Origin of the sequence: Roseococcus microcysteis (genome assembly GCF_014764365.1) — a bacterium.
GTDB lineage: Bacteria > Pseudomonadota > Alphaproteobacteria > Acetobacterales > Acetobacteraceae > Roseococcus > Roseococcus microcysteis.
This window is the reverse complement of the sequence record NZ_CP061718.1, coordinates 2,870,547-2,885,454: the sequence shown is the minus strand read 5'-3', so window position 1 is coordinate 2,885,454 and position 14,908 is coordinate 2,870,547. Positions and strand designations below refer to the sequence as shown.

Below are 14,908 nucleotides of genomic sequence, written 5' to 3'. Positions count from 1 at the left end.
ATCTGGTGCCGTACCGGGGCGGCGGATTCACCGCTCCGGTGTTTCACCTCCGCGGATCCGACGCTCCATGAACCTGTCCTTCACCTGCGCCCCCGCGAACGCTCGCACCAACCCGCCGCGCCGCCGCGCGCCCGTGGGCGCCTGCGACAGCCACTTCCACATCTTCGGCCCCTATGACCGCTTTCCGCTGAGTGCGTCGCGGCCCTACACGCCGCCGCCCGCCTCGGTGGCGCACTACCTCGACATGGCGAACACCCTGGGCCTGACGCGGCGCGTCATCGTGCAGGCCAGCGTCTATGGCACCGACAATGCCGTGACGCTGGACGCGGTGCAGCAGCTCGGCCGGGCCGACAGCCGCGCCATCGTGGTGGTGGAAGATGACGCGCCCTTGCAGGCCATGGCCGATGCCGGGGCGGTGGGCGTGCGCTTCAACGCCGTCAGCGGCAATGGCGCGCCGCTGGAGCAGCTGGAAGCCCTGGCACGGCGCATCGCGCCCCTGGGCTGGCACATCCAGCTTTTCCTGAAGGCCGAGGCGCTGGTGGAATTGGCCCCACGCCTCGCTGGGCTGCCCGTGCCCGTGGTGCTGGACCACATGGCGGGCGCCCGCGCCGCCGATGGCGCCCAAAGCCCCGCCATGGACGCGGCATGCCGGCTGCTCGACACTGGCCGCGCCTGGGTGAAGCTCTGCGGCTATCGCGCCAGCCGCCCGCCCTATGACGACCTGGCGCCGCTGGCGCGCCGCTTCCTGGCCGCCGCGCCCGAACGCTGCGTCTGGGGCACCGACTGGCCGCACACGCAGTTCAGCACGCCGGAGCAGATGCTCGACGACGGGCTGCTGCTCGACTGGCTGGACGAATGGCTGCCCGACGAGGCCACGCGCCAGCGCGTCCTCGTGGACAATCCGGCCAGGCTCTACGACTTCCCGGCGTAGCTCTTCTCCATGCCGGCCGCGGGGTCCGATTGCGGGCCATAGGGCATGATGGGATAGCGCAGCCCGGCCTTGGACAGGCCGATCAGCCCCTCGATCCCGCGCGCGAAATCGGCCGGCGGGCAGGCCATCAGCATCTCGTCATCGGCCACGCCACCATAGCGGCGCTCGGCATAGCAGGGGATGGAGAGGCACACCGTCCGGTCGCGCAGCGCCCGGCCCCAGCTGTCCGCGCAGGCGCTCTCGCCGGTGATCGAGAAGTCATAGCGGCGGTAGTTGCGCCATTGCAGCCCGTTGATGAACAGGATCATCTGCGCCGGGTTGGCGTAGAACAGGCAGACATCCGGCGGGTTCAGCCGGCCCGAGCGCAGGGGCGAGACCACCAGCGCGTGGTATTCGGGCGGCACCCGCGGCATCTGCGCCTGGTGCGCGGCCGAGGCCTCCAGGTTCTCGAACCAGACGCCCTCCATCTTGCGGCCGGAGAGATACAGCTCCGAGGGCTGGTTCAGCCCGATCACGCCCCCGCAATTGGAGAATTCCGGCACGTTGTCGTGGGTGATGCCGAGCGTGAAGCCTGCGATGCGCGCCTGCGTCACCAGCTGGCAGGTGGAGAAGCGCTTGCCGGCCGGCGGGCGGCGCAACCCCTGCACGGCCTCCAGCTCGGCCGCGTCGCGCATCAGCTTCATGCCGAAGGGCAGGGTGCGGAGCTTCAGCAGCTCGGACAGTTGCGCGGCGAGCTGGACCAGCTCCGGCCCCGTCGGCGCGGGCTTCTCGGTGATGCCATCGGGCATGGTGCTTCCTCCTTTTTGGCCGGCCGATTCACGCCGCCGGCTACGCCGGCGACGATCGGACGGCGAGCTCCTTGCCGAACAGCGTGGCACGAATGCGCCGCCCCCCGGAAGCCGGCGGGTGACAGCGGCGCGCGCGCGTGGTGGTGTAGGGCGGACCCATGGACCAGCACGCCCCCCTCACCGCCTATGACCTGACGCGACCCGCCACGGCCCTCTGCCCGCTGGTCTTCACCTCGCCGCATTCAGGGCGGGACTATCCGCTGGAATTCCTGGACGCCGCGCGGCTGGACGCGCAATCCCTGCGCCGCAGCGAGGACGCCTTCGTGGACGACCTCTTCGCCGCCGCCCCGCGCCTCGGCGCCCCCCTGCTGGCCGCCCGCTTCCCCCGCGCCTGGTGCGACGCCAACCGCGAGCCCTGGGAGCTGGACCCGGGCATGTTCGATGCCCCCCTGCCGCCCTGGGTGAACAGCGGCAGCCCGCGCGTGGGGGCGGGGCTCGGCACCATCGCCCGCGTGGTGGCCTCGGGCGAGGCCATCTACCGCCGGCGCCTCTCCTTCCGCGAGGCGGAAAGCCGGGTGCGCAACTGCTGGGAACCTTTCCACACGGCGCTGGGCGACCTGATCGCCGAGACGCGGGTGCAGTTCGGCGCCTGCCTGCTGGTGGATTGCCATTCCATGCCGAGCCACCCCGCCCCGGGCGCCGACCAGCCCGACATCATCCTGGGCGACGCCCATGGCACCGCCTGCGCCCCTCGCGCGACGCGCCTCATCGAGGCCGCGCTGCAGCGCCAGGGCTACCGCGTGCGCCGCAACGACCCCTATGCCGGCGGCTATATCACCCGCCATTACGGCCGCCCGCGCGAGCGGGTGCACGCCATCCAGATCGAGATCGCCCGCAGCCTCTACATGGACGAGGCGCGGATCGAGCGCCACGCCGGCTTCGACCGGCTGCGCGCCAACCTGGCCGCCATCCTGGCCGGCCTGGCCCAGGAGGACTGGTCCTTCCTGTAGGGCGGGATGCGTCGAGGTGGAATCACCGAAGGCGCTGAATCCCGCCCTCAACAATGGCAGGAGCGGACGGCGTTCGCGCCGCGCGCTTCAGGAAGAGGAACGCCCGAGATGCCCGACGCCGTCCTGTTCGAGACCGTGGCCCCGCATGTGGCGCTGGTCACGCTGAACCGGCCCGAGGCGCGCAACGCCGTGAATGGTGCGCTGGCCGGGGCGCTCGACGCCGCCGTGGCGCGGGTGGAGGCGGAGGACGACATCCGCGTCGCCATCCTGACCGGCGCCGGCCCGCACGCCTTTTGCGCCGGGGCCGACCTGAAGGAGGTGGCGGCCGGCCGCGGGGCCGACCTCTACACCGAGCGTGGCGGCTTCGCCGGCTTCGTCCGCGCGCCCCGGAAAAAGCCCTGGGTCGCGGCGGCACAGGGCCATGCGCTGGCGGGCGGGCTGGAATTGCTGCTGGCCTGCGACATGGCGGTGGCGGCCGAGGGCGCCACCTTTGGCCTGCCCGAGGTGAAGCGCAGCTTGGTGGCCGCCGCCGGCGGCGTCTTCCGCCTGCCCCGCGCCCTGCCGCGCGCCATCGCCTTCGAGATGATCGCGACCGGCGAGCCCATCACCGGCACCCGCGCCGCGGCGCTGGGCCTGGTCAATGCCGCCGTGCCGGCCGAGCAGGTGATGGCGGCCGCCCTGGCGCTGGCCGCGCGCATCACGGTGAACGCCCCCATCGCCGTGCGGGAAAGCCTTGCCATCGCCCGCCGCGCGAACGACCTGGAGGATGACGCCCTCTGGACCCTGTGCGGCGAAGCGAGCCGCGCGATCCGGGAGACGGAGGATTTCCAGGAAGGCCCGCGGGCCTTCATCGAAAAGCGCGCCCCCCGCTGGGTGGGGCGCTGAGGGAGGAATGCCGATGATCCGCCGCCACCTGCTGCTGGGCGCGCTCGCCCTGCCCGCCCTTCCCGCGGCCAGCCAGGAGGGGCTTCGCGTGGAGGTCTGGCGCGACCCCTATTGCGGCTGCTGCGAGGGCTGGGTCGCGCATCTGCGGCAGGAGGGCTTCGCGGTCACGGACCGCGTGGTGCCAAGCGTGGGGCCCTTCCGCCGCGCGCTGGGCACGCCGTCCGACCTGCTCTCCTGCCATGCGGCGCGGGTGCAGGGGGTGGCGCTGGAGGGGCATGTGCCCGCCCACGCCATCCGCCGCTTCCTGGCGGAGCGCCCCGCGGGCTTCGTGGGGCTTTCGGTGCCGGCCATGCCCATCGGCACACCTGGCATGGAAGTGCCGGGGCGGGAGGCAGAGGTCTATGAGGTGGTCGCCTGGCGGCGGGATGGCAGCCACGCGCCCTGGCTGCGCATGCGGGGCGCGCTGCCGGTCTGAGGCGTGGCTATTCGGCCGCGCACTCGCAGCCCGGGGTCGGGCCTTCGGAGGCTCGGGTCACGTGATGGTCCACCCATTCGGCCACCAGCCGTCGCGCCTCGGCCACCGAGGCTTCGGGGTGATGGACGCGATAGAGCGTGGTGCAGGCCTGGAAGGCCGCCATGTCGTTCTGCCCCACATCGCGCAGTTCACGGTAGGCGGTGATGACCGCCCGTTCGCAGCGCCGGGCGATGTGGCTGTAGTCGCGGCCCATGAAACCCTCCAATTGCGAATCACTCGCAATGTCAGAGTACGATACCGACGTCTGAACGCCTGTTCAAGTGTTGTTCGCAGATGCGGGAGGGGGGGCTTGCGCCCCCTGGACCATGATCCCCCATGAGGGCTCATGGTCCAGCCTTTGCCGGGAGGACGATTCACCGCTCCGGCGTATCCGCCGTCGCGGATCGTGCTCCTGCCCATCAAGCGCGGGACACCGCCTCCGCGATGGCCTTGCCCACATCCACCGTGCCGGCCTGGCCGCCCAGGTCGCGGGTGCGGGGGCCGCCCTCGGCCAGCAGCTTTTCGATCGAATCGGTGATGGCGCGGGCGGCTTCGGTCTCGCCCAGATGCTCTAGCATCATGGCCCCGGACCAGATCTGGCCGATGGGGTTCGCGATCCATTTGCCGGCGATGTCCGGCGCGCTGCCGTGCACCGGCTCGAACATCGAGGGGAAGGCCTTTTCCGGGTTGATGTTGGCCGAGGCCGCCACGCCGATGGACCCCGCCACCGCCGGCCCCAGATCCGAAAGAATATCCCCGAACAGGTTGGACCCCACCACCACGTCGAACCAGTCCGGGTGCTGCACGAAATGGGCGCAGAGGATGTCAATGTGGAACTGGTCCGTCGTCACCTCGGGGTAGTTCTTCGCCATCTCGGCGAAGCGCTCATCCCAATAGGGCATGGTGAAGGTGATGCCGTTGGACTTGGTGGCGCTGGTCACCTTCTTGCGCGGCCGGGTCATCGCCAGTTCGAAGGCGTATTTGATGATGCGGTCGGTGCCGGTGCGGGTCAGGATGGATTGCTGGCTGACGAATTCGCGGTCGGTGCCGGGAAACATGCGGCCACCGACGCTGGAATATTCGCCTTCCGTGTTCTCGCGCACCACGTAGAAATCGATCTCGTGCGGCTCGCGGTTGGCCAGCGGCGTCTTCACGCCGGGCAGCAGCTTGCACGGGCGCAGCGAGACATACTGGTCGAAGCCGCGGCGAATCGGGATCAGCAGGCCCCAGAGCGAAGTGTGGTCCGGCACGCCCGGCCAGCCCACCGCGCCCAGGAAGACGCTGTCGCTGTCCTTCAGCTGGTCCAGCCCATCATCGGGCATCATCTTGCCGGTCTTGAGGTAGGTCTCGCAGGACCAGTCATATTCCGTCAGCTTCAGCTCGAAGCCGAAGCGGCGGGCGGCGGCGTCCAGGACGCGCAGCCCCTCGGGCGTGGTTTCCTTGCCGATGCCATCGCCCGGAATGACGGCGATGCGGTGCGTGCGGGCCATGGGATGTCCTTCCTCCGATGGCAAAATCCCTACGCCGCGCGCCGCGCGCCCACAAGCCGCCACACCCCCAGCAGCGCCACGAACCCGAGCCCAATCATGCCCGCCAGCACGGCCGGGCGCGGGCCGAAGGTGAGGTCGAGATTGGCCGCCGCCACCCGCGCGGCCGGCAGATTGGTGGCCAGGGCGTACCAGAGATATTCCACCGCCGCCGCGCCCAGCATCGCCGCCAGCGCAAGCCCCGCCAAAGCGCCGAGATGCCCCTGCAAGCGCGCCGGCAGTGCCCGCCAGCCGATCAGCCAGAGGAAGAGCGCGCTCAACAGCACCGCCTGGGACACATCGGACTTGGCCTGGATGAAGGCGTGCAGCAGCGCCAGCACCGCGATGGGAAAGACGAGGCGATGCAGCCGCTTCCAGCCCCGCCCCAGCCGGCGCATCCAGCCATCCGTGCTGGTCCAGCCCAGCACCGCCAGGCCGCACAAGGCCGCGAAGCCGATCAGCAAATAGGTGCGCTTCACGATCTCGCTGACCACGCGCGCCAGAACGAAATCCTGCTCGGCCACATAGAGGCCCAGATGCAGCACGGCCCAGGCCAAGGCGCCCAGCCCCAGCATCCGCCGGACCTGGAACAGGCGCGGCCAGGCAAGGATGCGGCCCAGCGGCGTCACCACCAGCGTCAGCAGCAGGAAGCGGATGGCCCAGCGGCCGGTTTCGTGCATGGCCTCCTCGATGGGCTCCGGCCCCAACGTGCCGGTGGCCCAGGGCCAGAGCAGAGGCAGCAGGGGCAGGCAGAGAAGCGCCAGCACCACCGCCCGCAGCCCCGAGAACCGGCCCTGGCGGTCCTGCCAGGGCAGGGCGAGGGTCACGCCCATCCGCGCGCCCGGATTTCGGCGGCGACGCGGGCGGTTTCGTCCAGGGCGGCGCGCGGAGGGGGCGGGGGGCCGCCCAGCGGCGCGGCCAAGCCCGCCGCGAACAGGCTGTCCGCCACCGCGCGGTGGCGCGGGCCGAGCCCGCCCGGGTCGGCGATGTGGAGCGGGGCAGGGGTCATCAGCGCCTCCGAGAGCATCGAGATGCTGTCACCGGTCACCACCAGCACATCCGACAGGGACAGGATTCCATGCAGCGGGTTCGCTCCACCCCCCCGAAAGGATACAGGTGGTGCGGCAGGCCTCGCAGCGCCCCGGCCAGGGCCGCCACGGCCGCCTCGCCGCTGCGACGGGAGGTGGTGGCCAGCACGGAGTTGCCAAGCCCGGCCGCCTGGTTGGCGATGCGGGCGGCGGTGCCGGGGTCCATGCCCTCCGCCCGCACCTTCCCGCCCAGCAACAGGCCCACGCGCGGGCGCGGCAGGGCGGCCAGTTCCGGGAAGGCGGTGGCGGCCGCCGCCAGCTTCGCAGGGGTGATGCGGTGGGTGGCGCCCTGGATTTCCAGCAGGTTGGCAGCCGCACGCGGCCGGTCATGCGCGCCGATCACCAGCAGGTCGAAATCCGCCGCACCCAGCCCGGGCCGCATGGCATGGACGGTCCGCGCGCCTCGCACCCGCAGCCAGCGCGACACCGGCGCGGCCCGCCGCCCGGCGGAAATGACCAGCCTGGGCCAGGGCGGGGCAAAGGCGCTCCGGTCGGCCAGGCCCAGCAGCGTGGGCAGGGGAAGGGGCAGCCGCGCCCAGGGGCTCCAGCGCAGGGGCACCACCCGGAAGGGCAGCCCCAGCCGCTCCGCGATGCCCAGCGCCTGGGCCGCCGTGCCCGCGCGCGGGTCCTCCAGCACCCAGATCGGCGCTTCGGTCATTGTCGCGCCCGCGCCTGGAGGTTACTGGGGCGCAGCACGATGAGGGTTCCCATGACGACGCACCACGCCTCGGAGTTCGATCGCGACGCGGCCCTGACCACCGCGCGCATCCTGCTGGAAATCAAGGCGGTGAATTTCCGCCCCGAGGAACCCTATACCCTGACCTCGGGCTGGAAGAGCCCCGTCTATATCGACTGCCGCAAGATCATCTCCTACCCGCGCGCCCGCACCCGCATCTGCGACCTGGGCGTGGAGAAGATCAACCGCGCGGTGGGCTTCGAGACCATCGAGAGCATCGCGGGCGGCGAGACGGCCGGCATTCCCTTCGCGGCCTGGATCAGCGACCGCATGAACCTGCCCATGGCCTATGTCCGCAAGAAGGCCAAGGGCTTCGGCCGCAACGCGCTGATCGAGGGCGACGTGCCCGTGGGCCGCGAGACGCTGCTGGTCGAGGATTTGACGACCGACGGCGCCAGCAAGATCCGCTTCGCCGAGGCCCTGCGCGAGGCGGGTGCCAAATGCGCCCACACCTTCGTGGTGTTCTACTACGGCGTCTTCCCCGGCAGCTTCGAGCAGATGAAGGCCATGGACCTCTCGCTGCATCATCTCGCCACCTGGTGGGACGTGCTGGAGGTGTGCCGGGAGCGCGACTACTTCCCGGAGGCGTCCCTCACCGGCGTGCGGAAGTTCCTGGAGGACCCCGTGGCCTGGTCGCGCGCGCATGGCGGCGTGGGCAGCCTGGATGAGGCTTTGGCGTTCAAGGGGAAGGGCGGCTAGCCTCGGCGCGGCCGCGCCAACCCGGCGCGGCCTCCGCAAGGAGCAGTGGATGGCCGCCCGTTTCCTGATCTGTCTTCTTCTCCTGGCCCTCCCCGCCCAGGCCCAGCCGCGCGACGCGCTGACCATCGGCATCACGCAGTACCCCTCCACGCTCCATCCCAATATCGAGAACATGGTGGCGAAATCCTATGTGCTGGGTTTCGCGCGCCGCCCCGTCACGGCCTATGACCCCGACTGGCGCCTCATCTGCCTGCTCTGCGAAACCATCCCCACGCTGGAGAACGGGCTGGCGGTGCGGGAAACCACGCCCGATGGCCGCCCCGGCCTGCGCGTGACCTGGGTGCTGCGCGAGGGGCTGCGCTGGGGCGATGGCACGCCCATCACCACCGCCGATCTGCGCTTCACCTATGACGCGGGGCGCGACGGGACCACCGGCATCGGCCCCGCCGAATTCTACCGCAGCGCCTATGAGTTCATCGCGGAGGATGAGCGCCGCTTCACCCTGCGCTTCGACCGCGTCACCTTCGAATTCGGCAGCCTGGGCGATTTCGCCCCCCTGCCCGCCCATCTGGAACGCGCCCGCTGGGAGCAGGAGCCACGCACCTACCGCACCCGCACCCTCTACGACACGGAGCCGACCAACCCCGGCCTCTGGAATGGCCCCTTCCGGGTGGCGCAGGTGCAGGCGGGGGCGGCGATCACGCTGGAGCGCAACCCGCACTGGTCCGGCCCCGCGCCGCATTTCCGGCGCATCACCATCCGCACGGTGGAGAACACGCCGGCGCTGGAGGCGCAGCTTCTGGCCGGCCAGGTGGACATGATCGCGGGCGAGCTCGGCCTGCCGGTGGAACAGGCCAGTGCCCTGGCCCGCCGCACCGGCACCCGCTTCCGCACCGAATTCCGCCCCGGCCTGGTCTATGAGCACATGGATTTGCGGATGGACCAGCCGCCGCTCGAGGACCGCCGGGTGCGCCAGGCCCTGCTGCACGCGCTGGACCGCGAGCAGATCGTGGCGCGCCTCTTCGAAGGCCGGCAGACCGTGGCCCACACCAGCGTGAACCCGCTGGATTGGCCGCATGACGAGAATGTGCGCCGCTACAACCACGACCCGGCCCGCGCCGCCGCCCTGCTGGAGGAGGCCGGCTGGACCATGGGCCCCGGCGGCATCCGCCGCAACGCGGCCGGCGAGCGCCTGTCCATCGAGCTGATGACCACGGCCGGCAACCGCTCGCGCGAGGCCACGCAGCAGGTGATCCAGGCGCAATGGCGCGCGGTGGGCGTCGAGGCGCGCATCCGCAACGAACCCCCCCGGGTGCTGTTCGGGGAAACCCTCTCGCGCCGCCGCTTCACCGGCGCTGTCCTCTTCGCCTGGGTGTCCGCGCCCGAGGGCGTGCCGCGCAGCTCTCTGCACAGCACCGAAATCCCGACGGCGGAACGCAACTGGTCCGGCCAGAACTACCCGGGCTTCCGCAACGCTGAGATGGACGCCCTGCTCGAAGCCCTGCCGCAGGAGCTGGACCGCGAACGGCGGCGGGCGATGTGGCACCGCCTCCAGGCCATCTATGCGGAGGAACTGCCCGCCCTGCCGCTCTGGTTCCGGCAGGACGCGCATGTCTGGCCGCAATGGCTGACGGGCGTGCGGCCCACCGGCCACCTGAACCCGTCGAGCCTCTGGGCCGAGCGGTGGGGCGTGCGATGATCCTGGACCATGTCTCCATCACGGTGAATGACCTCGCCACGGCCGCCCCCTTCTACGACGCCGTGATGGCCGCGCTGGAAGTGCCCTGCGTCTGGCGGAAGGCCGATGGCATCGGCTACGGCATCCGCAGCACGGAAGCGGCGGAGGCGGGCAGCTTCCTCACCCTCCTGCAGCGGCCCGGCGTGGTGGCGGATCGCCGACACTGGGCCTTCCGCGCGCGCAGCCGCGCCATGGTGCGCGCCTTCCACGCGGCGGGGCTGGCGGCCGGCGGGCGGGATGACGGCGCGCCCGGGCTTCGGCCGCATTACCACGCCGCCTATTACGGCGCCTTCCTGCTGGACCCGGACGGCAACCGCGTCGAGGCCGTCTGCAACCGCCCCGAACCATGACGCGCCTCATCCTCTCGCGCCTGGCGCAGATCGCGGTGATGACGGTGATCCTCTCGCTCTGTGCCTTCCTGCTGATCGGGCTGATGCCGGGCGACCCGATCGAGATGGCCATCGCGGGCGACCCGCGCCTGACCAGCGAGGACGCGGCCCGGCTGCGCGCGCTGCATGGCCTCGACCAGCCGCTGATGGCCCGCTACCTGGCCTGGGGGAGCGAGGTGCTGCGCGGCAATTTCGGCCACTCGCGCCTCTTCGCGCAGCCGGTGGCGCAGCTTTTGTGGCCGGCGCTGCTCTCCTCGCTGGAATTGCTGGCGCTGGCCATCGGCATCGCCATCACCCTGGGAGTGGGGCTGGGGGCGCTGGCGGCGGCGCGGCCGCGGCTGGCGCCCTTCGTGCAGGGGGTGGCGCTGGTGGCGCAGGCGACGCCCTCCTTCTGGCTCGGCATCCTGTTGATCATCCTCTTCGCCGTGCAGCTGGGCTGGCTGCCGGCGGGCGGGGCCGATGCGGGCTGGCGCTTCCTGGTGCTGCCGGTGGCGACGCTGGCCTTCGCCAACCTCGCGGCCTATGCGCGGCATTCCGCCGCGGCGCTCGGCGCCGCCCTGCAGGAGCCGCACATCCGCACCGCCCGTGCCAAGGGCGCCTCCGAGGCGCGGGTGTTGGCGCGCCACGCCCTGCCGAACGCCGCCGTGCCGCTGCTGACCATCGTCGCGCTCGATGCCGGGGCCATGGTCTCGGGCGCGCTGATCACCGAGACGGTCTTTGCCCGCCCCGGCATGGGCAAGCTGATCTACGACGCGGTGATGGGCAGCGACTTCAACCTGGCCCTGCTGGCGCTGCTGCTGGTGGCGGTGGTGACCATGCTGGCGACGCTGGCGGCCGACTTGGCGCAGCGCTGGCTGGACCCGCGGATCGCATGATGCGGGTGGGCCTCGCCCTGCTGGCGCTGCTGGCCCTGGCCGCGCTGGCCGCGCCGCTGGCCGGCTGGTGGCTCGGCCATGACGCCTTCGCGCCCGATCTGTTCAACCGCTTCGCCCCGCCCTCCGCCGAGCACCCGCTGGGCACGGACGATCTCGGCCGCGACGTGCTGCTGCGGCTGCTGCACGGGGCGCGGGTGTCGCTGACGGTGGGGCTGGCGGCGGCGCTGGCCGCCACCACCATCGGCACGGTGGTGGGCCTGCTCGCCGCCTGGCGCGGCGGCTGGCTGGATGCGGTGCTGATGCGCCTCGCCGACGGTATCCTCGCCTTGCCCGCCCTGCCGCTGCTGGTCATCCTGGCCGCGCTGGACCCCGCCATCATCGGCCTGCCGCGCGGCGAGGCCGGGGCCGACATGGTCCGCATCGCGGGGCTGCTCGCCGCCTTCGGCTGGGTGGGGGTGGCGCGGCTGGTGCGCGCCTCGGCGCTGTCGCTGCTGGCGCGGGATTTCGTGCGGGCGGCGCGGGCGCTGGGCGTTTCGGAACGGCGCGTGTTGATGCGCCATGTGCTGCCGAGCCTCGCGGCCCCCATCGCCATCGCCACGGCATTGGCCGTGGGCGGCGCCGTGCTGGCGGAAAGCGTGCTGAGCTTCCTGGGTCTGGGCATCGCCCCGCCCGCCCCCTCTTGGGGGAACATGCTGGCCAACGCGCAGGAACTGGTGTTCCAGGCACCGCTGGCCGCCTTCTGGCCGGGGCTCGCCATCATGCTGACGGTGCTGGCCTGCAACCTGCTGGCGGATGGGATCAGCCGCTCAAGGCGATAGCTTGCCCACCCGCCGCTCGAAGCTCGCGCGCACGGCCGCCGCGTGGTCGCGCATCACCTCGCGCAGCGCGGCCAAATCCGGCACCGCGTGGTGGACAAGGGTGGCCGCGGCCTCGCGCAGGGACTCCTCGACCGTGACGGGCAGGGTCGGGTCCTTCCATTGCCCCACCGTCAGGCGCATCACGCCCAGCAGGGTGCGCCACAGGCGCTCGGCCTGGATCAGGGTCGCAGCCTCGCGTTCCTCCAGGTATCCGGCGCGGCCCAGCGCGGCCAGCACCTCGCGCGTCGTGCCGCGCAGCAGGCGCGGGCGTTCGGGCGCATGGGCGACCGTCAGCGCCTGGGCGATGAACTCCACCTCGACCAACCCGCCGGGCATGGACTTGATGTCCCAGGGCCCGTCGCCCGGGATGTCGCGCAGCATGCGGGCGCGCATATGCGCCGCATCGGCCAGGGCGGCGGCGGGGTCGCGCGGCTTGGTCAACGCCGCGTCGCGCGCCGCCTGCACGGCCTTGCACAGCTCGGCCGGGCCGGCCACGGCGCGGGCGCGGGTCAGGGCCATGCGCTCCCAGGTCCAGGCCTCCTCGGCGTGGTAGCGCTGGAAGGCCGAGAGCCGCACCGCCACCGGCCCCTTGTTGCCCGAGGGGCGCAGCCGCATGTCCACCTCGAAGGCCCGCCCCTCCTTCCCCGGCGAGGTCAGCGCCGCCACCACCTGGTGCGCCAGGCGGATGAAGTATTCCGAAGGCGCGAGCGCCTTGGCCCCGCCCTCGCTGGCCTCGGCCTCGGGCGCGTGCTCATAGATCAGGATCAGGTCCAGGTCGCTGGCCGGCAGCATCTCCCGCCCGCCCAGCTTGCCCACCGCCAGCACCGCCATGCCGCCCCCCGCCACGCGGCCGAAGCGGCGGGCAAAGTCGCGCTCGACCGCGGGCAGCAGGGCGGAGATGGCGGCGTCCGCCACCTCGCTGCGCGCGAGCGCGGAGGCATCGGCGTCCATCCGGCCCTCCAGGCTCGCCGCATCCACCTCGAACATGCGTTCCGTGACGAGGCGGCGGGTGGCCTCCAGCGCCTCCTCCAGGTCGCGTGCCTCGCGCACCAGGGCGGGCAGGGCGGCGAGCGGCTTCTCGCCGGGCGCGGCATGGCTGCCGGCCAGCAGCCCGTCCAGCGCCACGGGCTGTCGCGCCAGGTGGTCCGCCAGTTGTGGCGCCGCGCCCAGCAGCCCGGCGAGCCGCCCCATCAGCGGCGGGTTGCGGTGCAGCAGCGACAGGAACTGCACCCCGGCCGATAACCGCCCCAGCAATTCCCCGAAGCGGATCAACGCCGCATCCGGCTCGCGCTGGCGGGCGAAGGCGGCCAGCAGGGCGGGCATGATCTCGGTCAGCAATTCGCGGGCGCGCTCGGTGCGGGTGGCGCGCGGGCGGCCATGGTGCCAGGAGCGGATCATGCCCGCGATGGAGGACACCTCGCGGTAGCCCATGCCGCGCAGGTTCTCGAGCGTGGCCGGGTCATCCTCCACGCCGGTGAAGACCAGGCTGCCGCCCTCGGTGGAGAGGGCGGGCGCGGCCTCGAACATGCGGCTGTAGTGCTGCTCCACCCGGCGCTGGTGCGCGGTCAGCGCCGCGCCGAATTCCGTGCCATCGGCGAAGCCCATGAAGCGGCCGATGCGGTCCAGCTCCTGCGGCGCCTCGGGCAGGCGGTGGGTCTGGCGGTCCTCCACCATCTGCAGCCGGTGCTCGGTGTTGCGCAGGAAGACATAGGCGTCCGCGAGGTCGGCCGCCGCGCGGCGGTCCATCTTGCCGGCCGCGGCCAGGGCCGCCAGCGCGCCCAGCGTGGTCTGGTCGCGCAGCGCCGGGTCGCGCCCACCCCAGATCAGTTGCAGCACCTGCACGCTGAACTCGATCTCGCGGATGCCGCCGCGGCCCAGCTTCACGTCATGGCCCGCCACCGCGATCTCGCCGCCCGCCCCACGCTCGCCCTTGTGGATGTGGATCTGCCGCTTGATGGAATGGATGTCGGCCACCGCGGCGAAATCCAAATGCCGCCGCCAGATGAAGGGGCGCAATTCGCGCAGGAAGGCCTCGGCCGGCGCGCGGTCGCCCGCCACGCAGCGCGCCTTGATCATGGCGGCGCGTTCCCAGTTCTGGCCCAGGCTTTCATAATAGCTCAGCGCCACCGGCACGGAGACGCAGAGCGGCGTGGCGTCCGGACGCAATCTCAGGTCGGTTCGGAAAACGTAACCCTCGCCCGTGCGTTCTTCCATCAGGCGAACGAGGTCCCGGGCGATGCGGATGTAGGGCGCGGGCCCATGTTCCTCGTGGTAGGAAGGCGAATCCGGGTCGTGCAGCAGCAGGAGATCGACATCCGAGGAGTAGTTCAGCTCGCGCGCGCCGAGCTTGCCCATGCCCAGCACGATCAGGCCCGAGCCCTTCGTGATCTGCCGCTTGTCGCCCTTTGTGCGCGGCAGCCGGATCTGGCCGCGCCGCGCGCCGTCCAGCAGCAAATGCGCGATGGCGAATTCGATGGTCTCGTCCGCCAGGTCGGACAGCGCGCCGGTCACGCGGTCCAGCGGCCACATGCCCATCAGGTCCGCCACGCCCGCCACCAGGGCGCCCTGGCGCTTGGCGCGGCGCAGCAGGCTCGCCACCGCATCGCGCGGGGAGGCGACATCGGCCGTGGAGAGGGGTTCCAGCACCGCCTGCATGGCGGCATCCGCCCCCCGGTCCAGCAGGCGGTGCAGCGTGGGCGCCTCGCGGAAGGCGAGGTCCGAGAGGAAGGGACTGTGCGCGCCCAGCACCTCCAGCACCGGCTCCGCCTCGGCGCGGCCGGCCAGCGCCTGCTGCGCGGCGTCGCCCTCCGCCAGGCGTGCGCGAAGCCGCGCGATTCCTTCGGGGTCGTGCAGGGGACGTGTCATGGGTGGG

At 72.0% G+C, this 14,908-nt stretch carries 16 protein-coding genes; 9 read left to right on the top strand and 7 right to left on the bottom strand.

Annotated elements, in window-relative coordinates:
• The first annotated feature begins 67 nt into the window (after window positions 1-67).
• Window positions 68-931 carry an amidohydrolase family protein gene (locus tag ICW72_RS13905; protein ID WP_191083255.1) on the top strand — a complete coding sequence of 288 codons (864 nt, stop codon included), beginning with the start codon at window positions 68-70 and terminating at the stop codon, window positions 929-931.
• Here the strand turns inward: ICW72_RS13905 and ICW72_RS13900 are convergent.
• Window positions 913-1,719 (bottom strand): DUF169 domain-containing protein, encoded by an 807-nt coding sequence (locus tag ICW72_RS13900; RefSeq protein ID WP_191083254.1) that lies wholly within the window; start codon window positions 1,717-1,719, stop codon window positions 913-915. The two genes, ICW72_RS13905 and ICW72_RS13900, sit on opposite strands and share 19 nt — an antisense overlap.
• 158 nt (window positions 1,720-1,877) lie before the next feature.
• Between ICW72_RS13900 and ICW72_RS13895 the strand changes: the two genes are divergently transcribed.
• From ICW72_RS13895 to ICW72_RS13885, 3 genes are all read left to right on the top strand, one after another.
• Window positions 1,878-2,729: an N-formylglutamate amidohydrolase gene (locus ICW72_RS13895; RefSeq protein ID WP_191083253.1), complete on the top strand. Its 852-nt coding sequence runs from the start codon at window positions 1,878-1,880 to the stop codon at window positions 2,727-2,729.
• A gap of 108 nt (window positions 2,730-2,837) precedes the next feature.
• A complete protein-coding gene (locus ICW72_RS13890; RefSeq protein ID WP_191083252.1) occupies window positions 2,838-3,614 on the top strand; it encodes an enoyl-CoA hydratase-related protein in 777 nt (258 codons plus the stop codon).
• A gap of 13 nt (window positions 3,615-3,627) precedes the next feature.
• On the top strand, window positions 3,628-4,089 hold the full coding sequence (locus ICW72_RS13885; RefSeq protein WP_191083251.1) for a DUF411 domain-containing protein: 462 nt from the start codon (window positions 3,628-3,630) through the stop codon (window positions 4,087-4,089).
• A 7-nt stretch (window positions 4,090-4,096) separates the two neighbouring features.
• Here ICW72_RS13885 and ICW72_RS13880 read toward each other — a convergent pair whose 3' ends face one another.
• The 5 genes from ICW72_RS13880 to ICW72_RS13865 all read right to left on the bottom strand — a co-directional run bounded on the left by ICW72_RS13880 (window position 4,097) and on the right by ICW72_RS13865 (window position 7,400).
• On the bottom strand, window positions 4,097-4,342 hold the full coding sequence (locus ICW72_RS13880; RefSeq protein WP_191083250.1) for a hypothetical protein: 246 nt from the start codon (window positions 4,340-4,342) through the stop codon (window positions 4,097-4,099).
• A gap of 205 nt (window positions 4,343-4,547) precedes the next feature.
• Window positions 4,548-5,618: a tartrate dehydrogenase gene (locus tag ICW72_RS13875; protein WP_191083249.1), complete on the bottom strand. Its 1,071-nt coding sequence runs from the start codon at window positions 5,616-5,618 to the stop codon at window positions 4,548-4,550.
• Window positions 5,619-5,647: 29 nt separating this feature from the next.
• The gene (locus ICW72_RS13870) at window positions 5,648-6,487 is read right to left on the bottom strand and encodes a protein-methionine-sulfoxide reductase heme-binding subunit MsrQ (RefSeq protein WP_191083248.1); all 840 of its coding nucleotides are present in this window, start codon (window positions 6,485-6,487) and stop codon (window positions 5,648-5,650) included.
• A complete protein-coding gene (locus tag ICW72_RS21100; protein WP_332308919.1) occupies window positions 6,478-6,705 on the bottom strand; it encodes an ELM1/GtrOC1 family putative glycosyltransferase in 228 nt (75 codons plus the stop codon). The genes ICW72_RS13870 and ICW72_RS21100 overlap by 10 nt, the downstream gene beginning before the upstream one ends.
• Window positions 6,699-7,400, bottom strand: coding sequence for an ELM1/GtrOC1 family putative glycosyltransferase (locus ICW72_RS13865; RefSeq protein WP_269749816.1), 702 nt, complete (start codon window positions 7,398-7,400; stop codon window positions 6,699-6,701). The genes ICW72_RS21100 and ICW72_RS13865 overlap by 7 nt, the downstream gene beginning before the upstream one ends.
• 51 nt (window positions 7,401-7,451) lie before the next feature.
• On the opposite strand from ICW72_RS13865, the gene ICW72_RS13860 reads away from it, so the two are divergent.
• From ICW72_RS13860 to ICW72_RS13840, 5 genes are read left to right on the top strand one after another with little or no spacing between them, the layout of a single operon-like run.
• Complete coding sequence (locus tag ICW72_RS13860) at window positions 7,452-8,177, top strand: orotate phosphoribosyltransferase (protein WP_191083247.1); 726 nt, start codon at window positions 7,452-7,454, stop codon at window positions 8,175-8,177.
• Between the two features lie 49 nt (window positions 8,178-8,226).
• Window positions 8,227-9,876, top strand: coding sequence for a peptide ABC transporter substrate-binding protein (locus ICW72_RS13855; protein WP_191083246.1), 1,650 nt, complete (start codon window positions 8,227-8,229; stop codon window positions 9,874-9,876).
• Window positions 9,873-10,265 (top strand): VOC family protein, encoded by a 393-nt coding sequence (locus ICW72_RS13850; protein ID WP_191083245.1) that lies wholly within the window; start codon window positions 9,873-9,875, stop codon window positions 10,263-10,265. Before ICW72_RS13855 ends, ICW72_RS13850 begins: the two co-directional genes overlap by 4 nt.
• On the top strand, window positions 10,262-11,179 hold the full coding sequence (locus ICW72_RS13845) for an ABC transporter permease (protein ID WP_191083244.1): 918 nt from the start codon (window positions 10,262-10,264) through the stop codon (window positions 11,177-11,179). Before ICW72_RS13850 ends, ICW72_RS13845 begins: the two co-directional genes overlap by 4 nt.
• Window positions 11,176-11,997, top strand: a complete 822-nt coding sequence (locus tag ICW72_RS13840) for an ABC transporter permease (protein ID WP_191083243.1) — start codon at window positions 11,176-11,178, stop codon at window positions 11,995-11,997. Before ICW72_RS13845 ends, ICW72_RS13840 begins: the two co-directional genes overlap by 4 nt.
• Here the strand turns inward: ICW72_RS13840 and ICW72_RS13835 are convergent.
• Window positions 11,986-14,901, bottom strand: a complete 2,916-nt coding sequence (locus tag ICW72_RS13835) for a bifunctional [glutamine synthetase] adenylyltransferase/[glutamine synthetase]-adenylyl-L-tyrosine phosphorylase (protein ID WP_191083242.1) — start codon at window positions 14,899-14,901, stop codon at window positions 11,986-11,988. The genes ICW72_RS13840 and ICW72_RS13835 overlap by 12 nt on opposite strands.
• Between the last annotated feature and the right edge of the window lie 7 nt (window positions 14,902-14,908).